At 72.9% G+C, this 26,281-nt stretch carries 22 protein-coding genes and 1 riboswitch; of the genes, 8 read left to right on the top strand and 14 right to left on the bottom strand.

Translation table 11 applies throughout. The features are described 5' to 3' along the window. Nucleotides 1–20: 20 nt before the first annotated feature. Nucleotides 21–785, bottom strand: a complete 765-nt coding sequence (locus tag ACFY1P_RS29890; protein WP_390752389.1) for a CbtA family protein — start codon at nucleotides 783–785, stop codon at nucleotides 21–23. A 21-nt stretch (nucleotides 786–806) separates the two neighbouring features. After that, nucleotides 807–1,031, bottom strand: a complete 225-nt coding sequence (locus tag ACFY1P_RS29885; protein WP_361522020.1) for a CbtB domain-containing protein — start codon at nucleotides 1,029–1,031, stop codon at nucleotides 807–809. A 63-nt stretch (nucleotides 1,032–1,094) separates the two neighbouring features. Then, nucleotides 1,095–1,178: riboswitch (cobalamin riboswitch) on the bottom strand. A gap of 150 nt (nucleotides 1,179–1,328) precedes the next feature. Here ACFY1P_RS29885 and ACFY1P_RS29880 point away from each other — a divergent pair. Both ACFY1P_RS29880 and ACFY1P_RS29875 read left to right on the top strand, forming a co-directional pair. Continuing rightward, entirely contained in the window at nucleotides 1,329–1,916 is a 588-nt protein-coding gene (locus ACFY1P_RS29880) for a histidine phosphatase family protein (RefSeq protein ID WP_361522023.1), read from the top strand. 224 nt (nucleotides 1,917–2,140) lie between these two features. Next, a complete protein-coding gene (locus ACFY1P_RS29875; protein WP_390752388.1) occupies nucleotides 2,141–3,007 on the top strand; it encodes a 3-hydroxybutyryl-CoA dehydrogenase in 867 nt (288 codons plus the stop codon). On the opposite strand, the gene ACFY1P_RS29870 is transcribed toward ACFY1P_RS29875, so the two are convergent. The 3 genes from ACFY1P_RS29870 to ACFY1P_RS29860 form a co-directional block, all read right to left on the bottom strand. Next, complete coding sequence (locus tag ACFY1P_RS29870; protein WP_390752387.1) at nucleotides 2,904–3,425, bottom strand: Rieske (2Fe-2S) protein; 522 nt, start codon at nucleotides 3,423–3,425, stop codon at nucleotides 2,904–2,906. The genes ACFY1P_RS29875 and ACFY1P_RS29870 overlap by 104 nt on opposite strands. Further along, complete coding sequence (locus ACFY1P_RS29865; protein WP_390752386.1) at nucleotides 3,422–4,978, bottom strand: flavin-containing monooxygenase; 1,557 nt, start codon at nucleotides 4,976–4,978, stop codon at nucleotides 3,422–3,424. Before ACFY1P_RS29865 ends, ACFY1P_RS29870 begins: the two co-directional genes overlap by 4 nt. Before the next feature lie 235 nt (nucleotides 4,979–5,213). Continuing rightward, nucleotides 5,214–5,780, bottom strand: a complete 567-nt coding sequence (locus ACFY1P_RS29860) for an XRE family transcriptional regulator (protein WP_361522034.1) — start codon at nucleotides 5,778–5,780, stop codon at nucleotides 5,214–5,216. Nucleotides 5,781–5,860: 80 nt separating this feature from the next. On the opposite strand from ACFY1P_RS29860, the gene ACFY1P_RS29855 reads away from it, so the two are divergent. Beyond that, nucleotides 5,861–6,766 (top strand): NAD(P)/FAD-dependent oxidoreductase, encoded by a 906-nt coding sequence (locus ACFY1P_RS29855; RefSeq protein ID WP_390752385.1) that lies wholly within the window; start codon nucleotides 5,861–5,863, stop codon nucleotides 6,764–6,766. Then, nucleotides 6,763–7,596 carry a methyltransferase gene (locus tag ACFY1P_RS29850; RefSeq protein WP_361522040.1) on the top strand — a complete coding sequence of 278 codons (834 nt, stop codon included), beginning with the start codon at nucleotides 6,763–6,765 and terminating at the stop codon, nucleotides 7,594–7,596. The genes ACFY1P_RS29855 and ACFY1P_RS29850 overlap by 4 nt, the downstream gene beginning before the upstream one ends. Nucleotides 7,597–7,620: 24 nt before the next feature. Here the strand turns inward: ACFY1P_RS29850 and ACFY1P_RS29845 are convergent, their stop codons facing one another. Both ACFY1P_RS29845 and ACFY1P_RS29840 read right to left on the bottom strand, forming a co-directional pair. After that, nucleotides 7,621–8,586, bottom strand: coding sequence for an LLM class F420-dependent oxidoreductase (locus ACFY1P_RS29845; protein ID WP_390752384.1), 966 nt, complete (start codon nucleotides 8,584–8,586; stop codon nucleotides 7,621–7,623). A gap of 28 nt (nucleotides 8,587–8,614) precedes the next feature. Next, nucleotides 8,615–9,733 (bottom strand): AI-2E family transporter, encoded by a 1,119-nt coding sequence (locus ACFY1P_RS29840; RefSeq protein WP_390752383.1) that lies wholly within the window; start codon nucleotides 9,731–9,733, stop codon nucleotides 8,615–8,617. A gap of 175 nt (nucleotides 9,734–9,908) precedes the next feature. On the opposite strand from ACFY1P_RS29840, the gene ACFY1P_RS29835 reads away from it, so the two are divergent. Together ACFY1P_RS29835 and ACFY1P_RS29830 are read left to right on the top strand one after the other, a co-directional pair. Next, nucleotides 9,909–10,994, top strand: coding sequence for a glutamate--cysteine ligase (locus tag ACFY1P_RS29835; protein WP_390752382.1), 1,086 nt, complete (start codon nucleotides 9,909–9,911; stop codon nucleotides 10,992–10,994). Nucleotides 10,995–11,083: 89 nt separating this feature from the next. Beyond that, complete coding sequence (locus tag ACFY1P_RS29830; RefSeq protein ID WP_390752381.1) at nucleotides 11,084–12,712, top strand: cytochrome bc complex cytochrome b subunit; 1,629 nt, start codon at nucleotides 11,084–11,086, stop codon at nucleotides 12,710–12,712. 10 nt (nucleotides 12,713–12,722) lie between these two features. Here the strand turns inward: ACFY1P_RS29830 and ACFY1P_RS29825 are convergent, their stop codons facing one another. From ACFY1P_RS29825 to ACFY1P_RS29815, 3 genes are all read right to left on the bottom strand, one after another. Beyond that, the gene (locus ACFY1P_RS29825; RefSeq protein ID WP_361522051.1) at nucleotides 12,723–13,112 is read right to left on the bottom strand and encodes a cytochrome c oxidase subunit 4; all 390 of its coding nucleotides are present in this window, start codon (nucleotides 13,110–13,112) and stop codon (nucleotides 12,723–12,725) included. After that, on the bottom strand, nucleotides 13,109–14,818 hold the full coding sequence (gene ctaD, locus ACFY1P_RS29820; protein WP_390752380.1) for a cytochrome c oxidase subunit I: 1,710 nt from the start codon (nucleotides 14,816–14,818) through the stop codon (nucleotides 13,109–13,111). Before ctaD ends, ACFY1P_RS29825 begins: the two co-directional genes overlap by 4 nt. Before the next feature lie 294 nt (nucleotides 14,819–15,112). Beyond that, complete coding sequence (locus ACFY1P_RS29815) at nucleotides 15,113–17,626, bottom strand: ATP-binding protein (RefSeq protein ID WP_390752379.1); 2,514 nt, start codon at nucleotides 17,624–17,626, stop codon at nucleotides 15,113–15,115. Nucleotides 17,627–17,844: 218 nt separating this feature from the next. Here ACFY1P_RS29815 and ACFY1P_RS29810 point away from each other — a divergent pair, with 218 nt between their 5' ends. After that, nucleotides 17,845–20,598 (top strand): SpoIIE family protein phosphatase, encoded by a 2,754-nt coding sequence (locus ACFY1P_RS29810; protein ID WP_390752378.1) that lies wholly within the window; start codon nucleotides 17,845–17,847, stop codon nucleotides 20,596–20,598. A gap of 72 nt (nucleotides 20,599–20,670) precedes the next feature. Here ACFY1P_RS29810 and ACFY1P_RS29805 read toward each other — a convergent pair whose 3' ends face one another. The 4 genes from ACFY1P_RS29805 to ACFY1P_RS29790 all read right to left on the bottom strand — a co-directional run bounded on the left by ACFY1P_RS29805 (nucleotide 20,671) and on the right by ACFY1P_RS29790 (nucleotide 24,575). Then, complete coding sequence (locus ACFY1P_RS29805) at nucleotides 20,671–20,979, bottom strand: acyl carrier protein (protein WP_361522060.1); 309 nt, start codon at nucleotides 20,977–20,979, stop codon at nucleotides 20,671–20,673. A 19-nt stretch (nucleotides 20,980–20,998) separates the two neighbouring features. Continuing rightward, nucleotides 20,999–23,407, bottom strand: coding sequence for a type I polyketide synthase (locus ACFY1P_RS29800; RefSeq protein ID WP_390752377.1), 2,409 nt, complete (start codon nucleotides 23,405–23,407; stop codon nucleotides 20,999–21,001). Between the two features lie 92 nt (nucleotides 23,408–23,499). Continuing rightward, complete coding sequence (locus ACFY1P_RS29795; protein WP_390752376.1) at nucleotides 23,500–24,381, bottom strand: alpha/beta fold hydrolase; 882 nt, start codon at nucleotides 24,379–24,381, stop codon at nucleotides 23,500–23,502. A 47-nt stretch (nucleotides 24,382–24,428) separates the two neighbouring features. Next, nucleotides 24,429–24,575: a hypothetical protein gene (locus ACFY1P_RS29790; RefSeq protein ID WP_390752375.1), complete on the bottom strand. Its 147-nt coding sequence runs from the start codon at nucleotides 24,573–24,575 to the stop codon at nucleotides 24,429–24,431. 107 nt (nucleotides 24,576–24,682) lie between these two features. Here ACFY1P_RS29790 and ACFY1P_RS29785 point away from each other — a divergent pair, with 107 nt between their 5' ends. Continuing rightward, the gene (locus ACFY1P_RS29785; protein ID WP_361522072.1) at nucleotides 24,683–26,218 is read left to right on the top strand and encodes a DHA2 family efflux MFS transporter permease subunit; all 1,536 of its coding nucleotides are present in this window, start codon (nucleotides 24,683–24,685) and stop codon (nucleotides 26,216–26,218) included. Nucleotides 26,219–26,281: the final 63 nt, after the last annotated feature.

Raw genomic sequence — 26,281 nt, 5'->3', positions numbered from 1 at the left:
CTACGCCGGGGACATCGCGGTCAGCTCACCGGCGCGGCCGGCCTGGCGGGGGTGTCGGTCCGGTGGTCCGGGGTCGCCTCGGGGGTCAGGACGCGTTCCGCGAGGTGGCCGAAAAGGAGGCCGAAGACGGCCCAGAGAGTGCACTGGACGGCGAGGGCGGCGAGGCGGAACTGCCACAGCACGGTGGCCGGGAAGCCCTTGGGAACCTCGTTGACCGCGGGCAGGAACGCGTACGCGAGACCGGTCACGAGGACGAAGGCGGCCGAAGCCACCACCGTCGCGTGCCAGTTGCCCAGGCGCGGAGCCAGTCGCTTGCCGAGGATGACCGCGGCGACGCCGAGCAGGACGCTGAGCGCGATCATCAGGAAGTAGAGCGTGGTGCGTTTGGTGATGGTGTCCGGGTCGCCGACGGACGGCGGGTTGGCGGGGTATTTCAGGAACGGCACCACATAGACGGTCAGCAGGCTGCCCACGGCGACCAACAGCGCCGTCGCGCGCGGGCCGAACCGGCCGATGCGGCCCAGCGCCACGCAGAACGCCAGGGCGGCGATGCCCCCGAGCGCGACGCCGTAGATCAGCACGCCGGTGGCGAGCCCTGCCGTGGACTGCAAGGACCGGCTGACCAGCTCCACGCCGTGGTCGTGGCTGTGGGCCTCCTCGAAGTCGATGGCGGCGTCCACCCGGGGCTCACCCAGGAGATAGGCCACCACCAGGGCGAGGAGCCCGGCGACGAGGCCGGCCAGCATGCCGCGTACGAGCAGCACGCGTACGGAGACGGGATTCACGGGACGTACCTCCTGCCGTCGTCAGTGGCAGGGGAAGCCGAGGAGGTGGCGCCCGTCGTGGACCCACTCGTGCACGTTCTCACCGGAGATGACCGACGTGGCCCCCTGCTCGGCGCCGACGAAATAGAGCAGGACCAGCATGAGGACGCCGAAGAAGACCGCCCACGGGGCGATCGCCTTCAGGGATATGGGAGTGACCGCCGGTGCGGCGGAAGAGCTGGATGCGGTGGCAGCGGACTGCGCCATGGCCAAACCTCCTGGGGAAACTCGCGTCCCGGACTTCGGGGGGTCGTCAACGACGGTGAGTGGGTCTGACTCACCGGCCATCACCGCGAGTTGCGGCTGTGGCCGGATACACAGTGGCGCGACCGTGCCGGAATTCCACCGGCTTCCATCACACCGTCGTCATGTTCACGCGACCGTACCGCGCGCCGGTCCACCTGGCTACGGCGTGCGACACACCCCCGCACGCCCCCGTCGGCAGCGCCATGATGTGCTGGAGCGCGAGGCAGGCCGTCGAGGGAAACCGAGGGGGAGGGCAGGGTGACCGTGCGAGTGATGCTCGTATCACCGACGATGAACATGGCGCTGCGGCAACCGCGTTTCGACGACGGTGCCTCGCTCGACGACATCGGCCGGCGACAGGCGCGGGCCGTGGCGGGCGCGTTGCCCGAGGCCGGCCGGTATCTCAGCGCCCCATCCGTACGCTGCCGCGAGACGGCGGACGCCCTCGGCCTGGACGCCGAACAGGCGGGCGACCTGCGCGATCTGGACGTCGGGCGCTGGCAGGGCCGGACACTGGACGACGTGAGTGCCGCCGAACCCCGAGCCGTCGCCGCTTGGCTGTCGGACCCCCTCGCCACACCCCACGGCGGTGAGTCGCTCTCCGACCTGACCGCACGTGTGGGCGAATGGCTCGATGCCCGAAGTGTCGAGAGCGGCAGGATCCTGGCCGTCGTGGAGCCGGCTGTGGTCCGGGCGGCCGCCGTGCACGCGCTCGGCCTCCCCCTGCGCACCTTCTGGCGCCTCGACGTTCTCCCGCTGTCCTTGACCACACTCACCGGCCGCGCCGGGCGATGGAACCTGCACTGCGGACAGCCCCTGCGTCCAGCCCCGGTTCCCACGGACTGAGCCCGCGCGACAGGCCGCGCCGTCGGCTTCGCAGACTTGGCGAACACGGCCCGGAAGATTAGCGGAAGTTGGCAACGAGCCACGGTTGATGGCCCCCGGCACCGCTGGCAGAGTCGTGGTGCGGCCGGCCCGTACCCGCCGAGGGGCAGCGCTCCCCTTCGCACTCTTCGCCCACCCAGCCACTGACACAGCCGCCACCTCGTGCGGCACGAAACGGAGCGGTCATGACCAGCGGCATCCAACGCGTAGGCGTCGTCGGCGGCGGACAGATGGGCGCCGGCATCGCCGAGGTCTGCGCCCGCGCCGGACTCGACACCGTCGTGTGCGAGGCCGACGCCACCGCCGCCCGGCGGGCCCGCGACCGGGTCGCCCAATCCCTGGAACGCGCCGCCGACCGCGGCAAGCTGGACCGCCCCGCCGCCGAGGACGCCCTGGCCCGGCTCGTCTTCACCGGCAGCCTCGACGACCTCGCCGACCGGCACCTCGTCGTCGAGGCCGTCATCGAGAACGCCGAGGCCAAGACGGAGATCTTCCACGCCCTCGACAAGATCGTCGAGGATCCCGGGGCGATCCTCGCCACCAACACCTCCTCCATCCCCGTCATGCGCCTCGGCATGGCCACCGGGCGGGCCGACCGCGTCCTGGGCCTGCACTTCTTCAACCCCGTGCCGGTCATGCCGCTGGTGGAGATCGTCACCTCGCTCCACACCACCGCCGAAACGGCCGCCGCGGCAGAGGAGTTCGCCCGTCAGACGCTGGGAAAGACAGCGATCCGCTCCAAGGACCGTGCGGGCTTCGTCGTCAACGCCCTGCTCATCCCCTACCTCCTCGCGGCGGTCCGCATGGCGGAGTCCGGCTTCGCCACCGCCGCCGACGTGGACGCCGGCATGGAACTGGGCTGCGCACACCCGATGGGCCCGCTCAAACTCGCCGACCTGATCGGCCTGGACACCGTGGCCTCCATCGCCGAGTCGCTGTACGAGGAGTTCAAGGAGCCGCTGTACGCCCCGCCGCCCCTGCTCCAGCGCATGGTGGAGGCCGGGCTGCTCGGCCGGAAGTCGGGGCGGGGGTTCCACGTCTACGAAGGGTGAACTGGCGGCGGGGCGCCGGGATCCCGGGGAATCGGGGAGAAAGGCTGTGCTGCACGGCGCGGGCGGGGATCCGGTCCGCGCCGGGAATCTTCCGGCACACGCCGTCCGCGCCGAACTCCCAGGCGTGGAAGCCGCAGACCAGCCTCTCCTCGCGGACCTTCCCGCACCGGCTGAGGTCCGCGCCCATGTGGCAGCACTGGCTGTCGATCATCCCGACGGCTCCGCCGCGCGTGCGGAACAGCGCGTACTGCCTGCTCATATTGGTGACCGGTACCACCTGGCCGGGGCGGAGGTGCTTGCTGAAGCGGGCGAAGTACCAGCCGGTGGGGCAGGGTTCCTGCCGGCCGTTGCCGCCGAGGAGGCGCAGGCTTTCGAGTTCGCGGTCGTACGGCCGGGGCCGGGGGCGCCGCTGGGTCATCGGGGGAGTCCCTCCTCGCTCGTCGGGCGGGCACGGTCCCCGGCTGCCCGGGGTACGGGCACGGGGGCGGACGGTGCGCGGCAGGCGTAGGCGGCGAGGTCGAAGCGGCTGAGCCGGCGGACGAGCTTGCCGGTGGACCAGGGCCAGCAGAAGGTGTTCCGCCCGCTCGCGCTGAAGTAGTAGCTGGAGCAGCCGCCCGTGTTGTAGACGGTGGTCTCCAGGGCCTTCCGCACGGCGGCGTTGTAGCGGGCCTGGGCTGCCGGTCGTACGTCCAAGGAGGCGTAGCCACCGTGCCGCAGGTGGGCCAGTGCGCCTGAAACATAGGCGAGTTGCGCTTCGAGGACCGTGATGGCCGAGGTGGAGCCGGAGAGGAGATTGGGGCCGAGGAGCAGGAAGAGGTTGGGGAATCCGCTGACGCTGGTGCCGAGGTAGGCCGTGGGGCCGTCCTTGCCCCAGGTGTCGTGCAGCGACCGGCCGTCCGTGCCGTGGATGCCCCGGGCCAGCGGCAGTTCACCGACGTGGAAGCCCGTGGCGTCGATCACCATGTCGGCCTCGGTCCGGCTGCCGTCGGCACCGACGATGTGCCGGCCGCGTACGGCGGAGACGGCGGTGGGGTGCAGGTGGACGTGGGGCCGGTTGAGCGCCGGGTAGAAGGTGCTCGACGTCAGCAGGCGCTTGCAGCCCAAGCGGTAGCCGGGCGTCAGGGCCCGGCGCAGCGCCGGGTCGTGGACCGCGAGCCGCAGATGGGCGCGGGCCGCGGCCTGCGCGGGGCCCACGAGATGGGGGTGGCGGAAGGCGTAGCCGAAGCTCTCCTGAACGCCGTACTGAGCGGCCCGCATGGAGCGTTGCGCACCCGGGACGTGGGCCAGGCACCAGCCGAGTGCCCGGGGCACCGGGAGGTCCGGCCTGGGCAGCACCCAGTGGGCGGTGCGCTGGAAGAGGTGTACGGCCGCCGCCCGGTCCTGGACGGCGGGGACGACCTGGACGGCGGACGCGCCGCCGCCCACCACGGCCACGCGCCGGCCGGACAGGTCCACGGAGTGGTCCCACTCGGCGGTGTGGAAGACGGGCCCGGGGAACTCGTCGAGCCCCGGCACGTCCAGCCGGCGGGGGACGTGCCAGGGTCCGGTGGCGAGGACCAGGGCCGCGGCGCGGTACTCGCCGTCGGTGGTCTCCAGGTGCCAGCGCCCCGCCGCCCCGTCCCAGCGGGCCCGCAGCACACCGACTCCGCACCGCAGCACGCCATTGACCCCGTAGCGGTCCGCTGTCGCCCGCAGGTAGTCGTGGATCTCCCGCTGCCCGGCGAAGGTCCGGCTCCACCCGGGGTTCGGTGCGAAGGAGTAGGAGTACAGCGAGGACGGGACGTCGCACGCGCAGCCCGGATAGGTGTTGTCCCGCCAGGTGCCCCCGAGCCGCGTGCCCTTTTCCAGTACCAGAAGGTCCTCGAAGCCTTCCTGGCGCAGCCGGATGGCGGCGCCGATGCCGGAGAAGCCCGCCCCGACCACCACCACCCGCACATCCCGGTCGGCGCGAGGCTCAGTCGGGTTCGACACCACATGCTCCCCATGACGGCAAGGCTCTGAGCGGCCCCTTTGGGAGCCGAAGGCACTCTCAGTGTGGTGGGAAGCGGAAGAACACCATCAGGGCGCACAGCGGCGCGAGGACCGCACTGCCGGCAGCGCGGGCGGCGCGCGGGCGAAGTTTCGCGCCCGCACCGGTGTGCCGCACCGCGCGAAGGCGTCGCGGAGCCGGCCTCGCGGGGAATCCCGGCGGTGGTGAACGCCCCGGTCAGGAGGTGCGCGGCCGGGCGCGGACGTGCATGCGCTCGCCCTGCGGCCCGAACAGGCTGAGGACCTCCACCGGCGCCTTCCCGGTGCTGCCGAACCAGTGCGGCAGCCGGGTGTCGAACTCCGCGGCCTCGCCCACCTTGAGCACGACGTCGTGCTCGGCGAGCACCAGCCGCAGCTTCCCGCTCAGCACGTAGAGCCATTCGTAGCCGTCGTGGGTGCGCGGCTCGGGGGTGCTGCGGGCGGTGCCGATGACCATCTTGAACGCCTGGAGGCCACCGGGCTGCCGGGTCAGCGGCACCACCGTGGTGTCCCCGCGCTCGACCGGCTTCAGCCGCACCCGCGGGTCGCCCACCGGCGGCGCGCCGACCAGCTCGTCCAGCGGCACCTGGTGGGCGTGCGCGATCGGCAGCAGGAGTTCCAGGTTCGGCTTGCGCTGCCCCGACTCCAGCCGGGACAGCGTGCTCACCGAGATCCCGGTGGTCTCCGACAGCGCCGCCAGCGTGCATTTGCGCTGCTGACGGATCCGCTTGAGCCGCGGCCCGACGGCGGCGAGTACCTCTTCCATCCCTTTATTGCAGAAACGGCAACAAGGTTTGTCAAGCCGTCGGGCCAGGGCGCATGGTCGGCGGCAGGAGGTGATCGACCATGGCAGACGCAAGGGAAGACGTACTGGTCATCGGGGGTGGCGCGGGCGGGCTCAACGCCGCGCTCATCCTCGCGAGAGCCCGCCGCCGGGTCCTGGTGGCCGACTCCGGCGCACCCCGGAACGCACCCGCGGCCGCGGTGCACGGCTTCGTCTCGCGGGACGGCACGCCACCGGCCGAGCTGCTGGCCGCGGGCCGGGCGGAGGTCGAGCGGTACGGCGGACGGGTCGTCACGGGCGAGGTGCGCGCGCTGCGCCGGACCGGGGACGGCTTCGAGGCCGAGCTGGCCGGGGAGACGGTCGGGGCCCGGCGGGTGATCGTGGCGACCGGCCTGCGCGACGAGCTGCCCGACGTGCCCGGCCTGCGGGACCGCTGGGCGCGCGACGTGCTGCACTGCCCGTACTGCCACGGCTGGGAGGTGCGCGACCAGCCGCTCGGTGTGCTCGGCCGGCAGTCGGCCGCCGTGCACCAGGCGCTGCTGGTGCGGCAGTTGTCGGACGACGTGGTCTTCTTCGCCGAGGCGCTCGACGACGCGGACCGCGCCAAGCTCACCGCCCTCGGCGTACGGATCGTCGACGGCGAGGTCGGCGGCCTGGTGGTCGAGGACGACCGGCTGCGCGCCGTGCGGCTCGCGGACGGGCGGGTCGTGGAACGGTCCGCGCTGTTCGTGGCCGGCCGCTTCGTGCCCAACGATGCCCTGCTCACCGGCCTCGGCTGCGCACGGGACGACGACGGCCGGGTCCGCGTCGACGCGAGCGGGCTGACCGGGGTGCCGGGTGTGTGGGCCGTCGGCAATGTCGTCGAACCCGGCGCCCATGTGGTGGTCGCGGCGGCGGCCGGGGCCAGGGCGGCGCTCGCGGTGAACATGGATCTGATCGAGGAAGAGCTGAAGGAGCGGGTGGGATGAACGACTTCGACTGGGCCGCGATGGCCGGCATGCTGGAGCGCGAGGGCGAGACCCAGAGCCCTTACGTGCGGCAGGCGCTCGACGAGCTGAAGCACCTGACGCCGCGGCGCGTGCTGGACATCGGCAGCGGGCCCGGGGTGGCGGCCTGCCGGATGGCGGCGGTCTTCCCGCGGGCGGAGGTCACGGCGGTGGACGGGTCACCGGAGCTGCTGGCCCGCGCCGAGGAGCGGGCCGGGCGGCTCGGCGTCCGGCTGCGCACCCAGGTGGCGGAGTTCCCCGAGGGGCTCGACGGGCTTGGCCCGGCGGACCTGGTGTGGACGGGCCAGGTCGTGCACCACGTCGGCGACCAGCAGGGCGCGCTGGACCGGCTGGCCGCCCTGCTCGCGCCCGGCGGGGTCCTCGCCGTCGTCGAGGGCGGGCTGCCCGCCCGCTGGCTGCCCAGGGACCTGGGCTTCGGGCGCCCCGGCCTGCAGACCCGGCTGGACGCGGCCATGGCGGTCCGCTTCGACCGGATGCGGGCCGAGCTGCCCGGAACGGTGGCGGTCGTCGAGGACTGGCCCGGCATGCTGCGTACGGCCGGACTCACCGAGGTGCGGGCCAAGTCCTTCCTCGTGGACCACCCGGCGCCCCCGTCCGACGCCGTGCGCGAGTCGGTGCGCGCCGCGCTGGAGCGCTGCCGGAACACCCTCGGTGAACTCCTCGGCGCCGAGGACCTGGCGACGCTGGACCGGCTGCTGGACCCGGCCGACCCGGCGGGTGTCGACCGGCGCCAGGACCTCTTCCTGCTCACCGCGAAGACCGTGCACTTCGGCCGCCGCCCCGAGCGTTGACGGCCCCCGCCCTGCGGGAGCCTTTCACAGCTCCCGCAGGGCGGGGAGGAGCTCCTCCGTCGCCCAGCTCAGGAAGGGGGCCTGCTGGTCCCCGCCGATCTGCACCAGGGCCACCTCCGTGAAGCCCGCGTCGGTGTAGGCCCGCACCGCGTCGACGAAGTCGTCGGTCTTGGCGCCGCAGGGGATGGACTCCACGACGTCGTCCTTGGTGACGGTGCGGGTCGCGGCGGCGAAGGCGCCGTCGTGGGGCAGCTCGGAGTTGACCGGCCAGCCCAGCCCGGACCAGCGGAACTGGTCGTGCGCCCGGTCGATCGCCGCGTCGCGGTCCGGGTCGTAGGACACGGGCAGCTGGCCCACCCGTGGCTTGCCCGCTCCGCCGTGCCGGTCGAAGAGGTCCAGGAGCTCCTTCTTCGGCTCGGTGGCGATGACCAGGTCGGCCAGATGCCCGGCGAGCCGGCAGGAGACCTCGCCCGAGACGGCGATGCCGATGGGCGGGGGCTCGCCCGGCAGGTCCCAGAGCTTGGCGTGCTCGACGTCGAAGTAGGTGCCGTGGTGGTTGAGGATCCGCCCCTCGAAGAGGCGCCGGATGATCCCGACCGCCTCCGCGAGCTTGTCCAGACGGACCTCCGCCGAGGGCCAGCCGCCGCCGACGACATGTTCGTTGAGGTTCTCGCCCGAGCCGAGCCCCAGGCGGAAGCGTCCCCCGGACAGCAGCTGGAGCGTGGCGGCCTGCTGGGCGACCACGGCCGGGTGGTAGCGGGTGGTCGGACAGGTCACGTAGGTCATGAGCGGGATCCGGGACGTGGCCCGCGCGGCGGCGCCCAGGACCGTCCACGCGTGCGGCGAGTGGCCCTGCGACGCCAGCCACGGGAAGAAGTGGTCCGAGGTCACGGAGAAGTCGAACCCCGCCTCCTCGGCGGCCACCACATGCTCGACGAGGTCCAGGGGACCCGCCTGCTCGGTCATCATCGTGTATCCGATTTGCGCCATACGCCCCGGGTTCCCCGGTCGGCGTCGGCTATGCGGCGTCGATCCGTGGAAACGCGGATTCCTCCAGCACGATGCCGATCCCCACGGCGACCGGGATGGCGATGAGCGCCCCGACGATGCCCAGCAGGGCCCCGCCGATGACCACGGCGACGACCGTCACCAGCGGGTGCACGTCCACCGCGTACCGCATCGCCTTCGGCATGATCAGATAGTCCTCGGCCAGCCGGAACCCGGTGTAGAAGCCCGCGGTGCCCAGCGCCACGGGGAAGGACACCGCCAGGGCCACCAGGCTCACCACCACCCCGCCGACGGTCGAGCCCACGACGGGGACCATGTCCAGCAGCGCGACGAGCACGCCGAGCGCCGCCGGATACGGCACCTCCAGCACCACGCACCAGGCGAACGTGGCCAGCCCCGCGACGGCCGACGTCGCGGCGTTGCCCAGCATGTAGCGCCCGACCCGCACCAGCGTCGCCTCCGTCAGCGTCACCACCCCGGCCCGGCGGCTGTGCGGTACGAACCGGTAGGCGAACCGCTTCAGCTGCTCCATCCCCACCATGAAGTACACGGTCAGGACCACGACCAGGACGGTCCCCGTCACCGCGCTGACGACCAGGTGGCCCGCGCCCAGCAGCCCGCCCACCACGGCCGTCCCCATGCCCGAGCCGAGCTGGCCGCGGGCCTTCGAGATCAGGTGGTAGCGGTCCTCCAGGCGGCCCAGCGCCGAGTGGTGGTCGTGCAGCTGCCGCAGCCACTTCGGCACCGAGCCGACCAGCGCGGAGACCTCGTTGGAGACCGGCGGGATCACCAGCGCGAGGAAGCCCGCCAGGAGGGCCAGCGACGCGACGATCACCACGGTCACCGCCCAGCCCCGCCCGAGCCGGCGGCGCGCGAGCCAGCCCACCACCGGCTCCAGGCTGATCGCCACGAAGAGGGCCAGCAGCAGGAGGGTGAGCACACCGCTGATCCGCAGCACCGTCTGCACCGCCAGATAGGCCAGCGTCAGCCCCAGCCCCGTGCTGAAGCCCGCCGCGAACCAGGACGCCGTCGGCCGCACCAGCACCCGCCCGGCACGCCCCGCACGAGCGCCGCCCCCCGGGCCACCGGGCGGCTCGCCCCCGTGCCGCGGATCGTTCTCCGACTGCATCGCACCCTTTCCGGCCGTCCCCCGCTGGACCTCTCCGTACCCCGCGGCCTGGCCGGAGCACCGGGGACCGGCACGAATACCACCTGCTGAGCCGAGCCCGCCCCCGGCGGGAGGCAGGCGGCTGATCCCGGGAATTCCCCTGAACATTCCGCTCCCCGAGGGGTACACGTGCCTTGTGATCACCATGGGAGTGGAGGAGGAATACCTCCTGCTGGACCCCGTCACGGCCACGCTCGTGCCGCTGGCGGACGAGGTGCGCGCGGTGGCGGGCCTCCAGCCGAGCGTGGACGCGCGGGAGCTCCAGGCGGAGCTGCTCCAGGCCCAGCTGGAGGTCGCCACCCCCGTCTGCGCCGACCTGGCCGCCGTGGGCGCGCACCTCGTGCGGCTGCGCCGGGCGGTCGCCGTCGCGGCCGACAAGGCAGGCTGCCGGGCCGCCGCGATCGGCACCGCGCCCCTCACCTGCGCCGCGCCGGTCGCGATCACCGAGCAGCCCCGCTACGCGGCGGTCGCCGAACTCGGTGCCCGCCTGGCGGACGAACAGCTGGTCAACGGCATGCACGTGCACGTCGCCGTGCCCGACCGGTGCGTGGGCACCGCCGTGCTCAACCGCGTCCGCCTCTGGCTGCCCCTGCTCGTCGCCATGGGCGGCAACTCCCCGCTGTGGTGGGGGCGGGACACCGGCTTCGCGAGCTGGCGCACGGTCGTCTTCGGCCGCTGGCCCGTCAGCGGTCCCCCGCCCCACTTCGACGGCCCGGCCGACTACGAGCGGCGCGTCCGCGCGCTGACCGAGGCCGGGGCGATCCTGGACTCCGGGCAGATCTACTGGCAGGCCCGGCTGTCCGAGCGCTACCCCACGATCGAGGTGCGGTGCCTGGACGTCCAGCTCACCGCCGACGACGCGATGATGTTCGCGGGCATCGTCCGGGGCCTGGTGGCCACGGCCGTCCGCGAGGAGCTGGAGGGCGTGCCCCTACCGCCGTGCCCGCCGGAGATGCTGTACGCCGCGAACTGGCACGCCGCCCGCTATGGGCTACGCGGTGACCTCCTCGACAGCCGCGGCGGGCGGCACCGGGCCGACGACGCGGTGCGGGCGCTCCTCGACCACATCACGCCCGCGCTCGACGCGTCGGGCGACACGGCCGAGGTGACGCGCCTGCTCCGGCGGTTCCGGCAGCAGGGGGCCCCGGCGGACCGCCAGCGCCGCGCGCTCGCCGGCGGCGGCCTGGAAGCGCTGACGGAACTGGTGCTCTGTTCTGGCTAATCGCTGGTTGAGCGGTCGGCACCCGGGTTACCCATCAGTCGCACCGCGCCGCGCGGAGCGGGGTGCGTCGGCGATTGGGAGCGTGCCTCATGCTGTTCCGGAGACGGCGGGAGAGGGCCGGGCAGCGGGCCCGGACGGCCGCGGTGAGCGGATTCGTCGCCCTCGACCGGCGGCTGCCCCTCGCGGAAGCCGGCCGGGCGCTGCTGCGCAAGGCGTTCCCGGACCACTGGTCGTACCTCCTCGGCGAGCTCGCGCTGTACAGCTTCGTGGTGCTGATCCTCACCGGCTCCTACCTCGCGCTCTTCTTCGACCCGGGCATGACGCAGAGCGTCTACCACGGCCCCTACGCGCCGCTGCGCGGCCTGCCCATGTCGCAGGCCTACCTCTCCACCCTCGACATGAGCTTCCAGGTCCGCGGCGGGCTGCTCATCCGGCAGATGCACCACTGGGCGGCGCTGGTGTTCGTCGCCGCCGCGGCCGTCCACATGCTGCGGGTCTTCTTCACCGGCGCCTTCCGCCGGCCGCGGGAGGCCAACTGGCTGGTGGGGATGACGCTCTTCCTCCTCGCGCTCTTCGAGGGCTTCTGCGGCTACTCCCTGCCCGACGACCTGCTGTCCGGTACGGGCCTGCGCACGGCCAACACGATCGTGCAGTCGATCCCGGTCGTGGGCACGTACGCGAGCTCGTTCGTCTGGCGCGGCCCGTTCCCCGGCCATGTGATCCTCCCGCGGCTGTACATCGTGCACGTGCTGTTCGTCCCGGGCCTGCTGATCGCGCTGATCACCGCTCACCTGGTGCTGGTCGTCTACCTCAAGCACACCCACTGGGCGGAGCGGGGCCGGACCAACCGCAACGCGGTGGGGCTGCCGATGTTCCCGCAGTTCGTCACCAAGTCCACCGGCCTGTTCCTGATGCTCTTCGGCCTGCTGGCCGCGGGCGGCGCGCTCGCCCAGGTCAACCCCGTCTGGAATTACGGGCCTTACCGTGCCGACCAGGTGGCGACCGACGCCCAGCCCGACTGGTACGTCGGCTTCCTGGAAGGCGCGCTGCGCGTCATGCCGCCGTGGGAGACGGTGCTGTGGGGCCACACCTGGATGTGGAACGTGCTGATCCCCGCCGTGATCCTGCCGGGAGTGCTGTTCACCGCGCTCTACCTCTACCCCTTCCTGGAGAAGTGGATCACCGTGGACAGCGCGGAGCACCACCTCAGCGACCGCCCCCGCAACCGCCCCACCCGCACCGCACTCGGGGTGGCCGGCATCGTCTTCTACGCCGTGCTGCTCGCGGCCGGTGGCAACGACGTCGTCGCCTACACCTTCCGGGTCTCCGTCAATACCCTGACCTGGATCTTCCGGGCCGCCGTCGTCCTCGGGCCGGTGGTGGCCTTCATGCTCGCCAAGCGGGCGTGCCTGGCCCTCCAGGACCACGACCGCAAGACCCTGGCCGAGGGCGAGGAGAGCGGCGAGGTGGAGCAGAGCGTCGAGGGCGGGCTGAGCGAGGGCCACCGCCCGCTGTCGGCCCGGCGCGGCTACCGGCTGATGGTGCGTGACATCCCGCTGCCGCTGCCCGCCGCCGAGGACCCGGCCTCCCGTCGGCAGCGCCTGCGTACGGCCCTGAGCGGCTGGTACTACCGCGACCGCGTGGAACTGCCCGTGACGCCCGAGCAGCGGCGGGAGATCGAGGCGCGGACGGCGGCCCCGGTCGAGCCGGGGGAGTGAGACCGGGCGGTCAGTCCCGCTGGACGTACTGGAACGTCAGGCCCAGCACACCCGCGCCCAGCACGCCGAAGCCGACGAGGAAGAGCCACAGGCCGTAGACGATGCCCAGCGCGGTGAGGGCCGCGCCGAGGCCGGTCAGCGGAGGGTAGGCGCTGCGCGGCGGGAAGAAGTCCAGCGGCCCGGCGCGCTCGGCGACCTCGGCGCCCTTGCGGTCCTCCGGCCGGGGGCCGCGGCGCCGGTGGTTCATGGCGCAGAAGAAGGAGATGAGCGACGCCATGACGAAGGAGACGGTCAGGGCGGCGGTGCCCGCGGGCTCGCGGTCGGAGAGCCAGGTGTAGAAGGCGCCGGTGCCGAAGAAGAAGCCGGCCACCCCGGCGAAGAGATATGCCTCGGTCTTCATGCGTCCGTCTCCCCGTGGGGCAGGGCCCGGCTCCCGGACGTCACGGCCGCGGCCTCGGCGGTGTCGGGGTGGTGCAGGTCGAAGGCGGGGGAGTCGGAGCGTACGCGCGGCAGGGTCGTGAAGTTGTGGCGGGGCGGTGGACAGCTGGTGGCCCACTCCAGGGAGCGCCCGAAGCCCCAGGGGTCGTCCACCGTCACCCTGGGCGCGTGCCGGGCCGTGTGCCACACGTTGTACAGGAACGGCAGGGTGGAGATCCCCAGCAGGAAGGCGCCGATGGACGAGACGGTGTTCAAGGCGGTGAAGCCGTCCGAGGCGAGGTAGTCGGCGTAGCGGCGGGGCATCCCCGACTCGCCCAGCCAGTGCTGCACCAGGAACGTGACCTGGAAGCCGGTGAACAGCGTGAAGAAGTGGATCCTCCCCAGCCGTTCGTCGAGCATGCGGCCGGTCCATTTGGGCCACCAGAAGTAGAAGCCGCCGAACATCGCGAAGACCACGGTGCCGAAGAGCACGTAGTGCAGGTGCGCCACGATGAAGTAGCTGTCGGTGACGTGGAAGTCGAGCGGCGGCGAGGCGATGAGGACGCCGCTGAGCCCGCCCAGGAGGAACGTCACCAGGAAGCCGGTCGCCCACAGCATCGGCGTCTCGAAGGAGAGGCTGCCGCGCCACATGGTGCCGATCCAGTTGAAGAACTTCACGCCGGTCGGCACGGCGATCAGGAACGACATGAAGGAGAAGAACGGCAGCAGCACGGCCCCGGTCGCGAACATGTGGTGCGCCCACACCGAGGCCGACAGCATGGTGATGGCGGTGGTCGCCCCCACCATGCCCGTGTAGCCGAAGAGCGGTTTGCGGCTGAAGACCGGGATGATCTCGGTGATCACGCCGAAGAACGGCAGGGCGACGATATAGACCTCCGGGTGGCCGAAGAACCAGAACAGGTGCTGCCAGAGGACGGCCCCGCCGCTCGCCGCCTCGAAGACGCGCGCCCCGAACTTCCGGTCCGCCTCCAGCACCAGCAGCGCCGCGGTGAGCACCGGGAAGGCGAGCAGCGCCAGGATAGAGGTGAAGAGGATGTTCCAGGTGAAGATCGGCATGCGGAACATCGTCAGACCGGGCGCCCGCAGGCACAGGATCGTGGCGATGAAGTTCACCGACCCCAGCGTGGTGCTGAGCCCGGCGACCACCAGCCCCATGGCCCACAGGTCACCGCCCGCTCCGGGCGAATAGACCGCGCTGTTCAGCGGCGCGTAGGCGAACCAGCCGAACGGCGCGGCCCCGCCCGGCACGACCAGGCCGGAGACGACGATCAGGCTGCCGAAGAGGAACAGCCAGTACGACAGGGCGTTCAGCCGGGGGAAGGCCACGTCGGGCGCCCCGATCTGCAAGGGCATGACGGCATTGGCGAACCCGGCGAACATCGGCGTCGCGAACAGCAGCATCATCAGCGTGCCGTGCAGCGTCACCAGCTGGTTGTACTGCGCCGTGGAGACGATCTGGAGGCCGGGGCGGGCCAGTTCGGCCCGCATCAGCATCGCCATCAGACCGGCGGCGAGGAAGAACCCGAACGCGGTGACCAGATACATGTTCCCGATCACCTTGTGATCGGTGGTCGTGACGTAGTTCAGGAGCCTGCCGCCCGCCCGGACCCGGGGATTCCCCGCCGCCTGCTCGGTCTCCGCGGGATTCTCCTGCTCCAGCTGCGGCATGCGACCCTCCGTGGGCCCGGGCTCTCTGGGGGACCGGGGTCCCTGTGCGGGCGCCTCGTGTGTAGCCGGGGGTGGGGGCGGTCAAACCAGGGCTGCGCCATCTGGCGGTGGTATGGGTGCGGGTTGCTCGCGCCTGCGGCGGGCTTTGTTCCCCAACCCCGCCCCTTCCCGAAACCTGGGCTGCGCGCCCCGGACCCCCGGCTGCGGGTGCGTTGCCGCCTGCGGCGGAGAGCGCCCTCAAACGCCGGACGGGCTGGATTTGCGGACCGTAGTCCGTTACCTGCGGCCCGCCGCTCAGGCCACCGCCGCCGGCAGGGAGACCACCATCGTCAAGCCTCCGCCCGGCGTGTCCTCCGGGGTGAGCGTGCCGCCCATCGCTTCGGTCAGGCCGCGGGAGATGGCGAGGCCCAGTCCCAGTCCGGTCGTGTTGTCCGTGTCGCCCAGCCGTTGGAAGGGGGCGAACGCTTGCTCCAGGTCGGCGGGGCTGATTCCCGGGCCCCGGTCGATGACGCGCAGTTCGACCCGGGCGGCGAGGACGCTGGCCGCGACGGTGACCGGGCGGTCCGGGGGAGAGTGCCGGGTCGCGTTGGCCACGAGGTTGGCGACCACCCGCTCCAGCAGCGGCGGGTCGGCGAGCACGTCCGGCACGCCTTCCAGCGCGTGCGGGACGACCGGCACCGCGGGGGACTCCGGCAGGGTGTCCAGGGCCAGCGCCAGGACCCCGGCCAGTGCGGTGGGCCGGAGGCGCAGCGTGAGTGCCCCCGCGTGGATGCGGCTCATGTCGAGGAGGTTGTCGACCAGCCGGTTCAGCTTCACGAGGGATTCCTCGGCGGTGGCGAGCAGTTCCTCCCGGTCGGCCTCGGAGAACTCCACCTCCCGGCTGCGCAGGGAGCTGATGGCGGCCCGGCTGCCGGCGAGCGGGGTCCGCAGGTCGTGGCTGACGGCGGCGAGCAGGGCGGTGCGCATCCGGTCGGCGGCCTTGACCGGTTCGACCTCGGCGACGGCCTCGGCGAGGCGGGCGTGCTCGACGGCCGCGGTCAGGTGGGCGGCGAAGGCGGTGAGCACCCGGCGTTCGGCGGCGGGCAGGGCCCGGCCGCGGAGCACCAGTTCGCTGTCGGCGCCGATGGGCACCGTCAGCTGGGCCCGTACGCCCTCCGGCTCCGCCGCCCGGCCGGGCCCGGCATCCCGGGGGCGCAGCTCGGCGGACTCCATGCCGAACGTCTCGCGGGTGCGTTCCAGCAGTACGGACACGTCGTGCTCGCCCCGCAGGATGCCGCCCGCCAGCGACGACAGCGTCTCGGCCTCGGCGGTCGCGCTCGCCGCTCTCCGGCTCAGCCGCAGCGAGCGGTCCACGACGGCCGCGACGGTGGCGGCGACCACGGCGAACACCGCGAGGGCCAGCACGTTGTCGGCATCGTCGATGGTGAAGCGGTCGGTCGGCGGCACGAAGGAGTAGTTGAGCAGCAGTGAGGCGGTGACGGCGGCGAGCAGTGCCGAGACCACCCCGCCGATGCAGGCGACACCGACGACGGCCAGCAGGAACAGCAGTGTCACGCTGGTCGGGTTGAGGTCCGGCGGGCCGGACACCCCCCGCAGCAGCAGGGTCAGCAGCAGCGGCACGAGCAGCCCCGACACCGGGCCGCCCACCCGCCGGGCCGAGGAGAGGTCCCGCCGGGGCGCGGGCAGGGCCCGGCCCCGCCCGGCCCGTTCGTGCGTGACCATATGGACGTCGATGTCGCCCGACAGCGCGACCGTCGTCTCCCCCACGCCCCGCGAGAAGCGCGGCAGCGGGCCGCGGCGGCTGACGCCGACCACGAGCTGGGTGGCGTTCTCCGCGCGGGCGAAGTCCAGGAGCGCGGTGGGGACATGGTCGCCGATCACCGTGTGGTACGTACCGCCGAGGCTCTCCACCAGCCGCCGCTGCCTGGCCAGGGCCGCGGGCGAGGCCCCCGCGAGCCCGTCGCTGCGGGTGACGTGGAGGGCGAGCAGGTCGCCGGAGGACCGGGCCGTGATGCGGGCGGCCCGGCGGACGAGCGTCTCGCCCTCGGGCCCGCCGGTGAGGGCGACGACGACCCGCTCACGCGTCTCCCAGACGCCCCCGATGCCGTGCTCGGCGCGGTAGCGCTGGAGCGCCTCGTCGACGCGCCCGGCCACCCACAGCAGGGCCAGCTCCCGCAGCGCGGTGAGATTGCCGATCCGGAAGTAGTGCGACAGCGCCGCGTCGATCTTCTCGGGCGCGTAGATGTCGCCGTGCGCCATCCGGCGCCGCAGCGCCTCGGGAGGCATGTCGACGAGCTCGATCTGGTGGGCGCGGCGGACCACTTCGTCCGGCACGGTCTCGCGCTGCGGCACACCGGTGATCTTCCGCACCACGTCGTTGAGGGACTCCAGGTGCTGGATGTTGACGGTCGTCACCACGTCGATGCCCGCGGCGAGCAGTTCCTCGACGTCCTGCCAGCGCTTGACGTTGCCCACCCCCGGCACATTGGTGTGGGCGAGCTCGTCCACCAGCGCCACGTCCGGCCGCCGGGCCAGCACGGCCTCCAGGTCCAGCTCGGTGTGCGCCGTGCCCCGGTAGGCGCGCCGCGCCCGGGGCACCACCTCCAGCCCGTCGAGCATCGCCTCGGTGCGCGGCCGCCGGTGGCACTCCGCGAAGGCCACCACCACATCCGTGCCCCGCCGGTCCCGGCGCCGGCCCTCGTCCAGCATGCGATAGGTCTTCCCGACCCCGGGGGCGGCGCCCAGGAAGACCTTGAGCCTGCCGGGACGCGGGCCCGGCGCGTCGGTCGGAAGGCTGCCCTGCACCATCGGTCGCTCCTCTGTGGAAATGGGGACTCCCGCGCCGGGCGGAGCGGCATGCCGCCCGGGACGGGGTCGCGTCACATACGCACTGCTCATCGTCGTGTCGGAGCGGCGGATCGGGGCCGGGGGCGACCCGACGTTGACGCGTTCCTGACCCCGGCGGACCGCCCGGGCGGGCATCCCATCGTTCGCGCCGCGCAGGAGGGCAGGGTAGACATGGGGGTATGGCCCGAATCCGGGGCCGCTCCTGGGGCCTCTCGGGCCGCTGGTTCGATGGCCGGCGCCCGGAGCGCCGCCATGAGCGGCGAGAGGCGCGCCGAGGCTCGCGGGCGGCGTCCGCACGGCGGCTGCGACTGGTGGCGACCCGCAGCGTCGCCGGTCAGATGTTCCTGCTGCAAGTGCTGATCGTGCTGCTGCTCGTCGTCGCCGCCGTGGCCGTCCTGCTCGTCCAGGCCCGCAGCGACCGCTTCCAGGCGGCGCGCGACCGCTCTCTCGCCGCCGCCGAGGCCTTCGCCCACGCGCCCGGCCTCGTCGCCACGCTGGCGGGCCCCGACCCCAGCGCCGTGCTCCAGCCCCTGACCGAGGCCGCCCGCATGGAGGGCGGCGTCGACTTCATCGTGGTGACCGACCGCAACGGCCTGCGCTACACCCACCCCAAGCCCGAGCTGATCGGCAAGCACTTCATCGGCAACATCGGGCCCTCGCAGTCGGGCCGCATCCACATCGAGAGCGTCCACGGCCCGCTGGGCGAGGAGGTGCAGGCCATCGTCCCCGTGACCGACTCGCACGGCACGGTCGTCGGCCTCGTCGCCTCCGGGATCAAGGTCAGCGCCGTGAGCAGCGCCTTCGACCGCCAGCTGCCGGTCGTCCTCGGCGCCGGCGCCCTCGCGCTCCTCCTGGCGACGGGCGGCACGGCCCTGGTCACCAGACGGCTGCGCCGCCAGACCCACGGCCTCGGCCCCACCGAGATGACCCGGATGTACGAACACCACGACGCGGTCCTCCACGCCGTCCGCGAAGGTGTCGTCATCGTCAGCGGCGACGGCCGGATCCTGCTCGCCAACGACGAGGCCCGCCGCCTCCTCGACCTCGCCCCCGACGTGGAGGGGCGCGAGGTCACAGGCCTCGGGCTCGACCCCCGGATGGCCGAGCTCCTCGTCTCCCGCCGCGTAGCCTCCGACGAGGTCATCCCCTTCGGCGACCGGCTTCTCGCCGTGAACAACCGCCCCACCGACCGCGGCGGCGGCCCGCCCGGCAGCGTCGCCACCCTCCGCGACTCCACCGACCTCCAGGCGCTCGCCGGGAAGGCCGAGGTCGCCCGCGGCAGACTGCGGCTGCTGTACGACGCGAGCGTGCTCATCGGCACCAGCCTCGACGTCCAGCGCACCGCCGAGGAACTCACCCAGGCGGCCGCCCCCCGCTTCACGGACTACGCCACTGTCGACCTCGCCGAGCCCGTGCTGCGCGGCGAGGAGCCCCAGGCCGTGGGCACCGAGGCACCGGAGCTGCGCCGGGTCGCCCTCACCGGCGTCACCGACGACCACCCCCTCTACCGCGCCGGCGAACTGCACCGGTTCGCCGCGCCCACCCCGCAGGCCACCGGCTTCGTCAGCGGCCGGCCCGTGCTCGTACCCGACCTGGAGGCCAACGCGGGCTGGCGCACCCAGGACCACGACCGGACCCAGGAGATCCTGGACTACGGCTTCCACTCGCTCATCACCGTGCCGCTGAAGGCGCGCGGCGTCCTCATGGGCATCGCCAACTTCTGGCGCACCCGGCAGAGCGAGCCCTTCGAGGAGGACGACCTCTCCCTGGCCGAGGAGCTCGCGGCCCGCGCCGCCGTGTGCATCGACAACGCCCGCCGCTACACCCGCGAGCACGTCATGGCCGTCACCCTCCAGCACAGCCTGCTGCCCCGCGGCCTGCCCGAACAGAACGCCCTCGACATCGCCTACCGCTATCTGCCCGCCCAGGCCGGGGTGGGCGGCGACTGGTTCGATGCCATCCCGCTGCCCGGCGCCCGCGTCGCGCTCGTCGTCGGCGACGTCGTCGGACACGGACTGCACGCCGCCGCCACCATGGGCCGGCTGCGCACCGCCGTGCAGAACTTCTCCTCCCTCGACCTGCCGCCGGAGGAGGTCCTGGGACACCTCGACGAACTGGTGGGCCGCATCGACCAGGAGGTGGCCGAGGCGGGCGGCGAGTCCGCGATCGCGGGCGCCACCTGCCTCTACGCCATCTACGACCCGGTGTCCGGGACGTGCAGCATGGCCCGCGCCGGGCACCCGCTGCCCGCGCTCGTCCACCCGGACGGCACCGTGGAGTTCCCCGAGCTGCCCGCCGGCCCGCCGCTCGGGCTGGGCGGACTGCCCTTCGAGTCCGCGGAGATCGACGTACCCGAGGGCAGCAGCCTGGTGCTCTACACCGACGGCCTCATCGAGGACCGCACCCGGGACATCGACGTCGGCCTGGAGATCCTGAGCAGCACCCTGGCCGCGCCCGGCCGGACCCCACAGGCGACCTGCGAGGCGGTCATCGCCGCGCTGCTCCCCGCCCGGCAGAGCGACGACATCGCCCTGCTCGTCGCCCGCACCCGCATCCTGGAGGCCGACCGGATCGCGGAGTGGGAACTGCCCACCGACCCCGCGGTCGTGGCCGGGGCCCGCGCCGACGTCTCCCGGAAGCTGACGGAATGGGGCCTGGTCGAGGCCGTGTTCACCACCGAGCTGATCCTCAGCGAGCTGATCACCAACGCCATCCGGCACGCCGACGGGCCGATCCGCGTACGCGTGCTCCGCGACCGCTCCCTGATCTGCGAGGTCTCCGACGCCAGCAGCACCTCACCCCACCTGCGCTACGCCGCCGCCGAGGACGAGGGCGGCCGCGGTCTGTTCCTCGTGGCCCAGCTCGCCGACCGCTGGGGCACCCGCTACACCCCCGAGGGCAAGGTCATCTGGGCCGAGCAGCCGCTCGCCTGACGCCGGATCCGCGGCCAGGAGCGCCCCGCGGCGGGGCGCTCCCGATTCCCGGCCCGGCGGTTCGCGCCGCGGTCACGACGTGGTGTGCGCGAGCTCCTGGCCGAGCTGGTGGGCGAGCTGGGCGGCGGTGGGGTTCTCGACGATCGCGACCATGGCGATCTCCAGCCCGGTCAGCGCCATAAGGGTCTTGGTGAGTTCGAGCGCGGTGAGGGAGTTGAGGCCGTTCTCGAGGAAGTTGCTGTCGTCGGTGAGCGGGGTGTCGAGGATCGTGCTCGCCTGCGTACGGATGATCTCCGTGAGGAGCTCCTCGCGCCGCTCGGGGGTGGCGTCCGCGAGCTGCTGCTCGATCTCGGTGGTGGCGGGGTCCGGGGTGCCGGTCATGAATGCTCCTGTTGATGGGTCAGACGGTGGTGTGGTCGTGCAGCCAGTAACGGGTGGTCCGGAAGGGATACGTGGGGAGATCGACGGTGCGCGGCTCGGGGGCGTAGCGCAGGACCGGGGCCCAGTCGACGGTGGTGCCGGTGGTGTGCAGGGCGGCGAGGGCGGTCAGGAGCGCCCCGGTGGCGGACGGCCCGCCGTCGAGCAGGGCGTGTGCCGTGGGGGCGTCCGCGGGTGAGGGGCCCAGGTGGAGCAGGGTGTGGGTGCCGGGGCCGGGGGGCGCGGTGGGGGAGGGGGAGCCCAGGTGGTGGTGCCAGTAGGCGGGCGTGGTGACGTCGGCGTCCGCCGGGGCGGTGGTGGTCAGCGTCAGCGTGGGGGGCCGGCAGGTGATCTGCTCCAGGGCCGGCCGGTATGCCTTTGGGCCGGGGGGCCGGGTGGGGTCGGCGGTCGCCTCGGCGTGGGCGGCGGCCAGGCGGCACGCGTCGTCGAGGGTGAGGACGCCGGCGGCGTACGCGGCGGCGATGTGGCCGGCACCGTCACCGATGAGCGTGTGGGGACGGGCCCCGGCGTCGAGGAGCAGCCGGGCGAGCGCGGTCTGTGAGGCGAAGAGGGAGAGCTGTGCGTGGCCGGGGTGCCCGGCCGTGAGGTGGGTGCCGAGGAGGGCGCGGACCTCGTCGAGGGCGGCGGCGAAGGCCGGGATGTGGGCCTGGAGGTCGGCTCCGGCCGAGGCGGGTGCCTCGGCCGCGAAGCGCCAGGCGACCTTCTTCGGGGCGCCGTCGGGGACGCTCAGCGCGAGCTCGGGATGTTCGTCTCCGGTGGCCAACGCGGTGGCTGCGGCGAGCAGTTGGGCGTGGTCGGTGCCGACGATGACGGCGCGGTGTTCGAAGGGGGTGCGCGTGGTGGCCAGGGAGTGGCCGACCTCGGCGGGAGCGGGCGCGGGGTCCGCCGCGCCCAGATGGTCGACGAGGGCCTGTGCCTGGGCCCGGAGCGCCTCGGGCGTACGGGCGGAGAGGGGCCAGGCCACGGGGCGGCCGGCCGGGGCGGGTTCACCGACCGCCGTCCCGTCCGGTGCGGGGGCCTCCTCGATGATGAGGTGGGCGTTGGTGCCGGACGTGGCGAACGCCGAGATGCCCGCCCGGCGGGGGCGGTCCTGGCGGGGCCAGTCGACCGGGTCGGTGAGCAGTCGCACCGCCCCCTTCTTCCACATGGCCAGCGGTGTGGGGCGGTCGACGTGGAGCGTGCGGGGAAGGGTGCCGTGCTCCAGGGCCTTGACCATCTTGATGAGCGCGGCGGTGCCGGCGGCGCCCTGTGTGTGCCCGGTGTTGGACTTGACGGAGCCGAGCCACAAGGGCTGCTGTTCCTCGGTCCGGTGGGCGCCGTAGGTGGCGATGAGGGCCTGGGCCTCGATGGCGTCGCCGATGGGGGTGCCCGTCCCGTGGGCCTCGACGGCGTCGATCTCGTCCGGGGCGAGCTGGGCGTCGGCGAGGGCGGCCTTGATGACGTGCTGCTGGGAAGGGCCGTTCGGGGCGGCGAGGCCGTAGGCGGCGCCGTCCTGGTTCAGGGCCGAGCCCCGGATGACGGCGAGCACGGGGTGGCCGTTGGCCCGGGCGTCGCTGAGGCGCTCCAGGAGGATCAGGCCGGCGCCCTCCGCCAGGCCCATGCCGTCCGCCGCCGCGGCGAAGGGCTTGCAACGCCCGTCGGCGGCGAGGGACTTCTGATGGGCGAAGGCGTGGAAGGTGTGGGGGGTGGACATGACGGTTCCCCCGCCGGCGAGGGCGAGCGAGCACTCGCCGCGGCGCAGGGCCTGGCAGGCCAGGTGGATCGCGACCAGGGAGGACGAGCAGGCCGTGTCCACGGTGATCGCGGGGCCCTCCAGGCCGAGCGCGTAGGCGATCCGGCCGGAGACGAGACTGCCGGAGGTGCCGCCGCCGAGGTAGGGCAGGAGCTCGTCGGGCGCGCTGTCCAGGCGGGTGGCGTAGTCGTGCCCGGTGGCGCCGACGTAGATGCCGGTGAGGGTGGAGCGCAGGGTGTGCGGGGCGATGCGGCCGCGCTCGACGGTCTCCCAGGCGAGCTGGAGCATGAGCCGTTGCAGGGGCTCGGTGGCCACGGCCTCGGTGGGGCTGATGTCGAAGAAGCCCGCGTCGAAGCCGGCCGCGTCCGGGAGGAAGCCGCCGAGCTCGGCGTACGGAGGATCCTCGGGGACGTCCCAGGCGCGGTCGCCGGGGAAACCGGTGACGGCGTCCCGCCCGGCCGTGACCAGCTCCCACAGGTCCTCGGGGGTGCGGGTCCCGCCGGGCAGCCGGCAGGACATGGCGACGACGGCGACCGGCTCGTGCCCGGCCGCCTCAAGGTCGCGCAGCCGCTGTTGCGCGCGGTGCAGCTCCGCGGTGGTCCACTTGAGGTATTCGACCAGCTTCTCTTCGTTCGCCACGGAAATGATCAGCCTTCCTCGGTCGAGCATGAAGCCTCAAGCGGAGCCGTTACGGTGCCGCAGCCAGGGTCGCCGCGCCCGCTTAAGCGGCTCTAACTCCCGCCTTGCCCACGGCCTTCGGGGCCGGCGGGCACGGAGGCGGTGCGGACCAGCCGCAGGAGGTCGGCGGCGACCTCCTCGGGGGCGCCGGCGTGCAGGTCGTGGTCGGAGCCGGGGTACCAGCGCACCCGCACCCGGGCCAGGGCGGCCTCGGCGGCGTCCACCCACGCGCGTACCTGACCGGCGAGTTGGGGGATGGCCGGGACGACGGGCAGGAGCACGACCGGCACGGTGATCCTCGGGTACCAGTCAGCGGGGGACTCGCGCTGGAGGCTCTCGACGATCGACATGACCTGCTCCGCGGTCATGCGCGGGATCAGCAGGCCGTCCGGGCTGATGTGGTAGTCGGCCAGGCGTGCCTCGACGGCGGCGGGCGACCAGTCTGGGTGGGCGGAGCGCAGGTAGGCGCGCATGTCGGCGGCGCTGGTGGTGCCCTCCTGCGCGCGCCGCACGACATCGGCGGTGCGCTCCCAGAAGGCGCGCATCACCGGCCCGTCGAACTCGTACCAGCCGCCGTCGACCAGGGCCAACCCGTCGACGAGACGCGGGTGTTCGGCGGCCAGCCGCAGCGCCAGGTGCCCGCCCCAGGAGTGCCCGGCCACGAAGGCGTGCTCCAGGTCCAGGCCGGCGAACGTCCTGACCAGGTCGGTGACGACGGCGGCGTGCTCGTAGCCGTCCGGAGGGATGTCGGAGGCGCCGTGGCCGCGCTGGTCGACGGCGTAGACCGGGTGGCCGGCGGCCGCGAGGCGCTCGGCGACCTCGTCCCACATCCGGGCGTTCGACAGCAGGCCGTGCAGCAGGACGAAGGGTCTGCCCGCGGCTCCCGGCCCGGCCGCGGGCCGGTGCCGGACGTTGAGCGAGACGGTCTTCGACACGGGGATACGGAGGTTCTTCACAGGTGGGCCCTCGGTAGCAGGAGAGGTCAGGGGCGCTGTGCGGCGGCGGCGACGTGCGCGTCCAGTTGGGCGCGGATCCACTCGGCGCGGCCGTCGTGGGTCCTGGCGTTCTCGCGTGGGATGTCCGCCGGTTCCAGAGATCGAAGCCTGCCGTACGGAAGGGGCCGGGGCAATCCCGTCGTCCGCGCTGTGGTCCGAGCGGCGAAGGGGATTGCCCTGGCGAAAAAAATGAGAGTACGCTCCGACAAGACATTGAACTCTCGTTAGGAGGTGGACTCTCGTGTCAGCAGATCTGGGTGCGCGCAGGTGGTGGGCCGTCGGGGCTCTCGTGCTTGCGTCCCTGGTCGTGGGCTTCGACGTGACGATCCTGAGCCTGGCCCTGCCGGCCATGGCCGATGACCTGGGCGCCAACAACGTCCAGCTGCAGTGGTTCGTCACGTCGTACACGCTGGTCTTCGCCGCCGGGATGATCCCGGCCGGTGTGCTCGGGGACCGCTACGGGCGCAAGAAGGTGCTGCTCGCCGCCCTGGTGATCTTCGGCCTGGCCTCGCTGGCCTGCGCCTATTCCACGTCGTCGGGCACGTTCATCGCCGCGCGGGCGGTGCTCGGCCTGGGCGCCGCCCTGATCATGCCGACGACGCTGTCGCTGCTGCCGGTGATGTTCTCCGACGAGGAGCGTCCCAAGGCGATCGGCGCGGTGGCGGGCGCGGCGATGCTGGCCTATCCGCTCGGCCCGATCCTGGGTGGCTACCTCCTCAACCACTTCTGGTGGGGAGCGGTGTTCCTGATCAACGTCCCGGTGGTGATCCTCGCCTTCCTCGCGGTGTCCGCCTGGCTGCCGGAGTCGAAGGCCTCGCAGGCCAAGCGGTTCGACGTGGGCGGCCTGGTGTTCTCCAGCGTGGGCCTGGCCGCGATGACCTACGGAGTGATCCAGGGCGGCGAGAAGGGCTGGACGGACGTCACCACGCTGGCGCCGCTGCTCGGCGGTCTGCTCGCCGTCGTCGTCTTCGTGCTCTGGGAGAAGCGGGTGGCCGATCCGCTGATCGACCTGTCGCTCTTCCGCTCGGCCCGCTTCACCTCGGGCACGCTGCTCGGCACGGTGATCAACTTCACCATGTTCGGCGTGCTGTTCACGATGCCGCAGTACTACCAGGCGATCCTGGGCACCGACGCGATGGGCAGCGGCTTCCGGCTGCTGCCGATGGTCGGCGGCCTGCTCGTGGGCGTCTCGATCGCCGGCAGGATCGCCAAGGCGATGGGCCCGAAGGCCGCGGTCGCGCTGGGCTTCGCCCTCCTCGCCGCCGCCCTCTTCTACGGCGGCACCACGGACACCGGCAGCGGCACGGGCCTGGCGGCCGCGTGGACCGCGGCCTACGGACTGGGCCTCGGCTTCGCCCTGCCCACCGCCATGGACGCGGCGCTCGGCGAACTGTCGACGGAGAGCGCGGGTGTCGGCTCGGCCGTCAACCAGTCGATCCGTACCCTCGGCGGAAGCTTCGGCGCGGCCATCCTCGGCTCGATCCTCAACTCCAGCTACCGCGGCAAGCTCGACGTCGGCGACCTGCCCGAGAAGGCGCAGGACGCGGTCAAGGACTCCGTCTTCGGCGGCCTGGCCGTGGCCCGCGCGGTGAAGTCCTCGTCGCTCGCCGACACCGTGAGCTCCGCCTTCGTCCACGGCCTGGACGTCGTCCTGGTGGTGTCCGGCGGCCTCGGCCTGCTCGGCGTCCTGCTCGCCGCGGTGATGCTGCCGCGCCATGTTGGTGATCGCGCCGCCCAGCCCGCAAAATCTGAGCATGAAGCCGCAGACGCAGTCTGACCAGGCCAAACCGGTGCCTGGCCTCAGAGAACGCAAGAAGGCCAGAACCAAGGCCGCAATCCA

The sequence above is a fragment of the Streptomyces sp. NPDC001407 genome, assembly GCF_042895325.1.
GTDB lineage: Bacteria > Actinomycetota > Actinomycetes > Streptomycetales > Streptomycetaceae > Streptomyces.
This window is presented reverse-complemented; position numbering and strand designations above follow the sequence as displayed.

What these genes read in the sequence shown, in the direction of transcription:
- ACFY1P_RS29860 (WP_361522034.1), bottom strand. Translation starts at nt 5,780, where the DNA reads ATGGAAGAGGTACTCGCCGCCGTCGGGCCGCGGCTCAAGCGGATCCGT.
- ACFY1P_RS29885 (WP_361522020.1), bottom strand. Translation starts at nt 1,031, where the DNA reads ATGGCGCAGTCCGCTGCCACCGCATCCAGCTCTTCCGCCGCACCGGCG.
- ACFY1P_RS29810 (WP_390752378.1), top strand. Translation starts at nt 17,845, where the DNA reads ATGGCCCGAATCCGGGGCCGCTCCTGGGGCCTCTCGGGCCGCTGGTTC.
- ACFY1P_RS29855 (WP_390752385.1), top strand. Translation starts at nt 5,861, where the DNA reads ATGGCAGACGCAAGGGAAGACGTACTGGTCATCGGGGGTGGCGCGGGC.
- ACFY1P_RS29845 (WP_390752384.1), bottom strand. Translation starts at nt 8,586, where the DNA reads ATGGCGCAAATCGGATACACGATGATGACCGAGCAGGCGGGTCCCCTG.
- ACFY1P_RS29830 (WP_390752381.1), top strand. Translation starts at nt 11,084, where the DNA reads ATGCTGTTCCGGAGACGGCGGGAGAGGGCCGGGCAGCGGGCCCGGACG.
- ctaD (WP_390752380.1), bottom strand. Translation starts at nt 14,818, where the DNA reads ATGCCGCAGCTGGAGCAGGAGAATCCCGCGGAGACCGAGCAGGCGGCG.
- ACFY1P_RS29805 (WP_361522060.1), bottom strand. Translation starts at nt 20,979, where the DNA reads ATGACCGGCACCCCGGACCCCGCCACCACCGAGATCGAGCAGCAGCTC.
- ACFY1P_RS29815 (WP_390752379.1), bottom strand. Translation starts at nt 17,626, where the DNA reads ATGGTGCAGGGCAGCCTTCCGACCGACGCGCCGGGCCCGCGTCCCGGC.
- ACFY1P_RS29825 (WP_361522051.1), bottom strand. Translation starts at nt 13,112, where the DNA reads ATGAAGACCGAGGCATATCTCTTCGCCGGGGTGGCCGGCTTCTTCTTC.
- ACFY1P_RS29850 (WP_361522040.1), top strand. Translation starts at nt 6,763, where the DNA reads ATGAACGACTTCGACTGGGCCGCGATGGCCGGCATGCTGGAGCGCGAG.
- ACFY1P_RS29875 (WP_390752388.1), top strand. Translation starts at nt 2,141, where the DNA reads ATGACCAGCGGCATCCAACGCGTAGGCGTCGTCGGCGGCGGACAGATG.
- ACFY1P_RS29840 (WP_390752383.1), bottom strand. Translation starts at nt 9,733, where the DNA reads ATGCAGTCGGAGAACGATCCGCGGCACGGGGGCGAGCCGCCCGGTGGC.
- ACFY1P_RS29870 (WP_390752387.1), bottom strand. Translation starts at nt 3,425, where the DNA reads ATGACCCAGCGGCGCCCCCGGCCCCGGCCGTACGACCGCGAACTCGAA.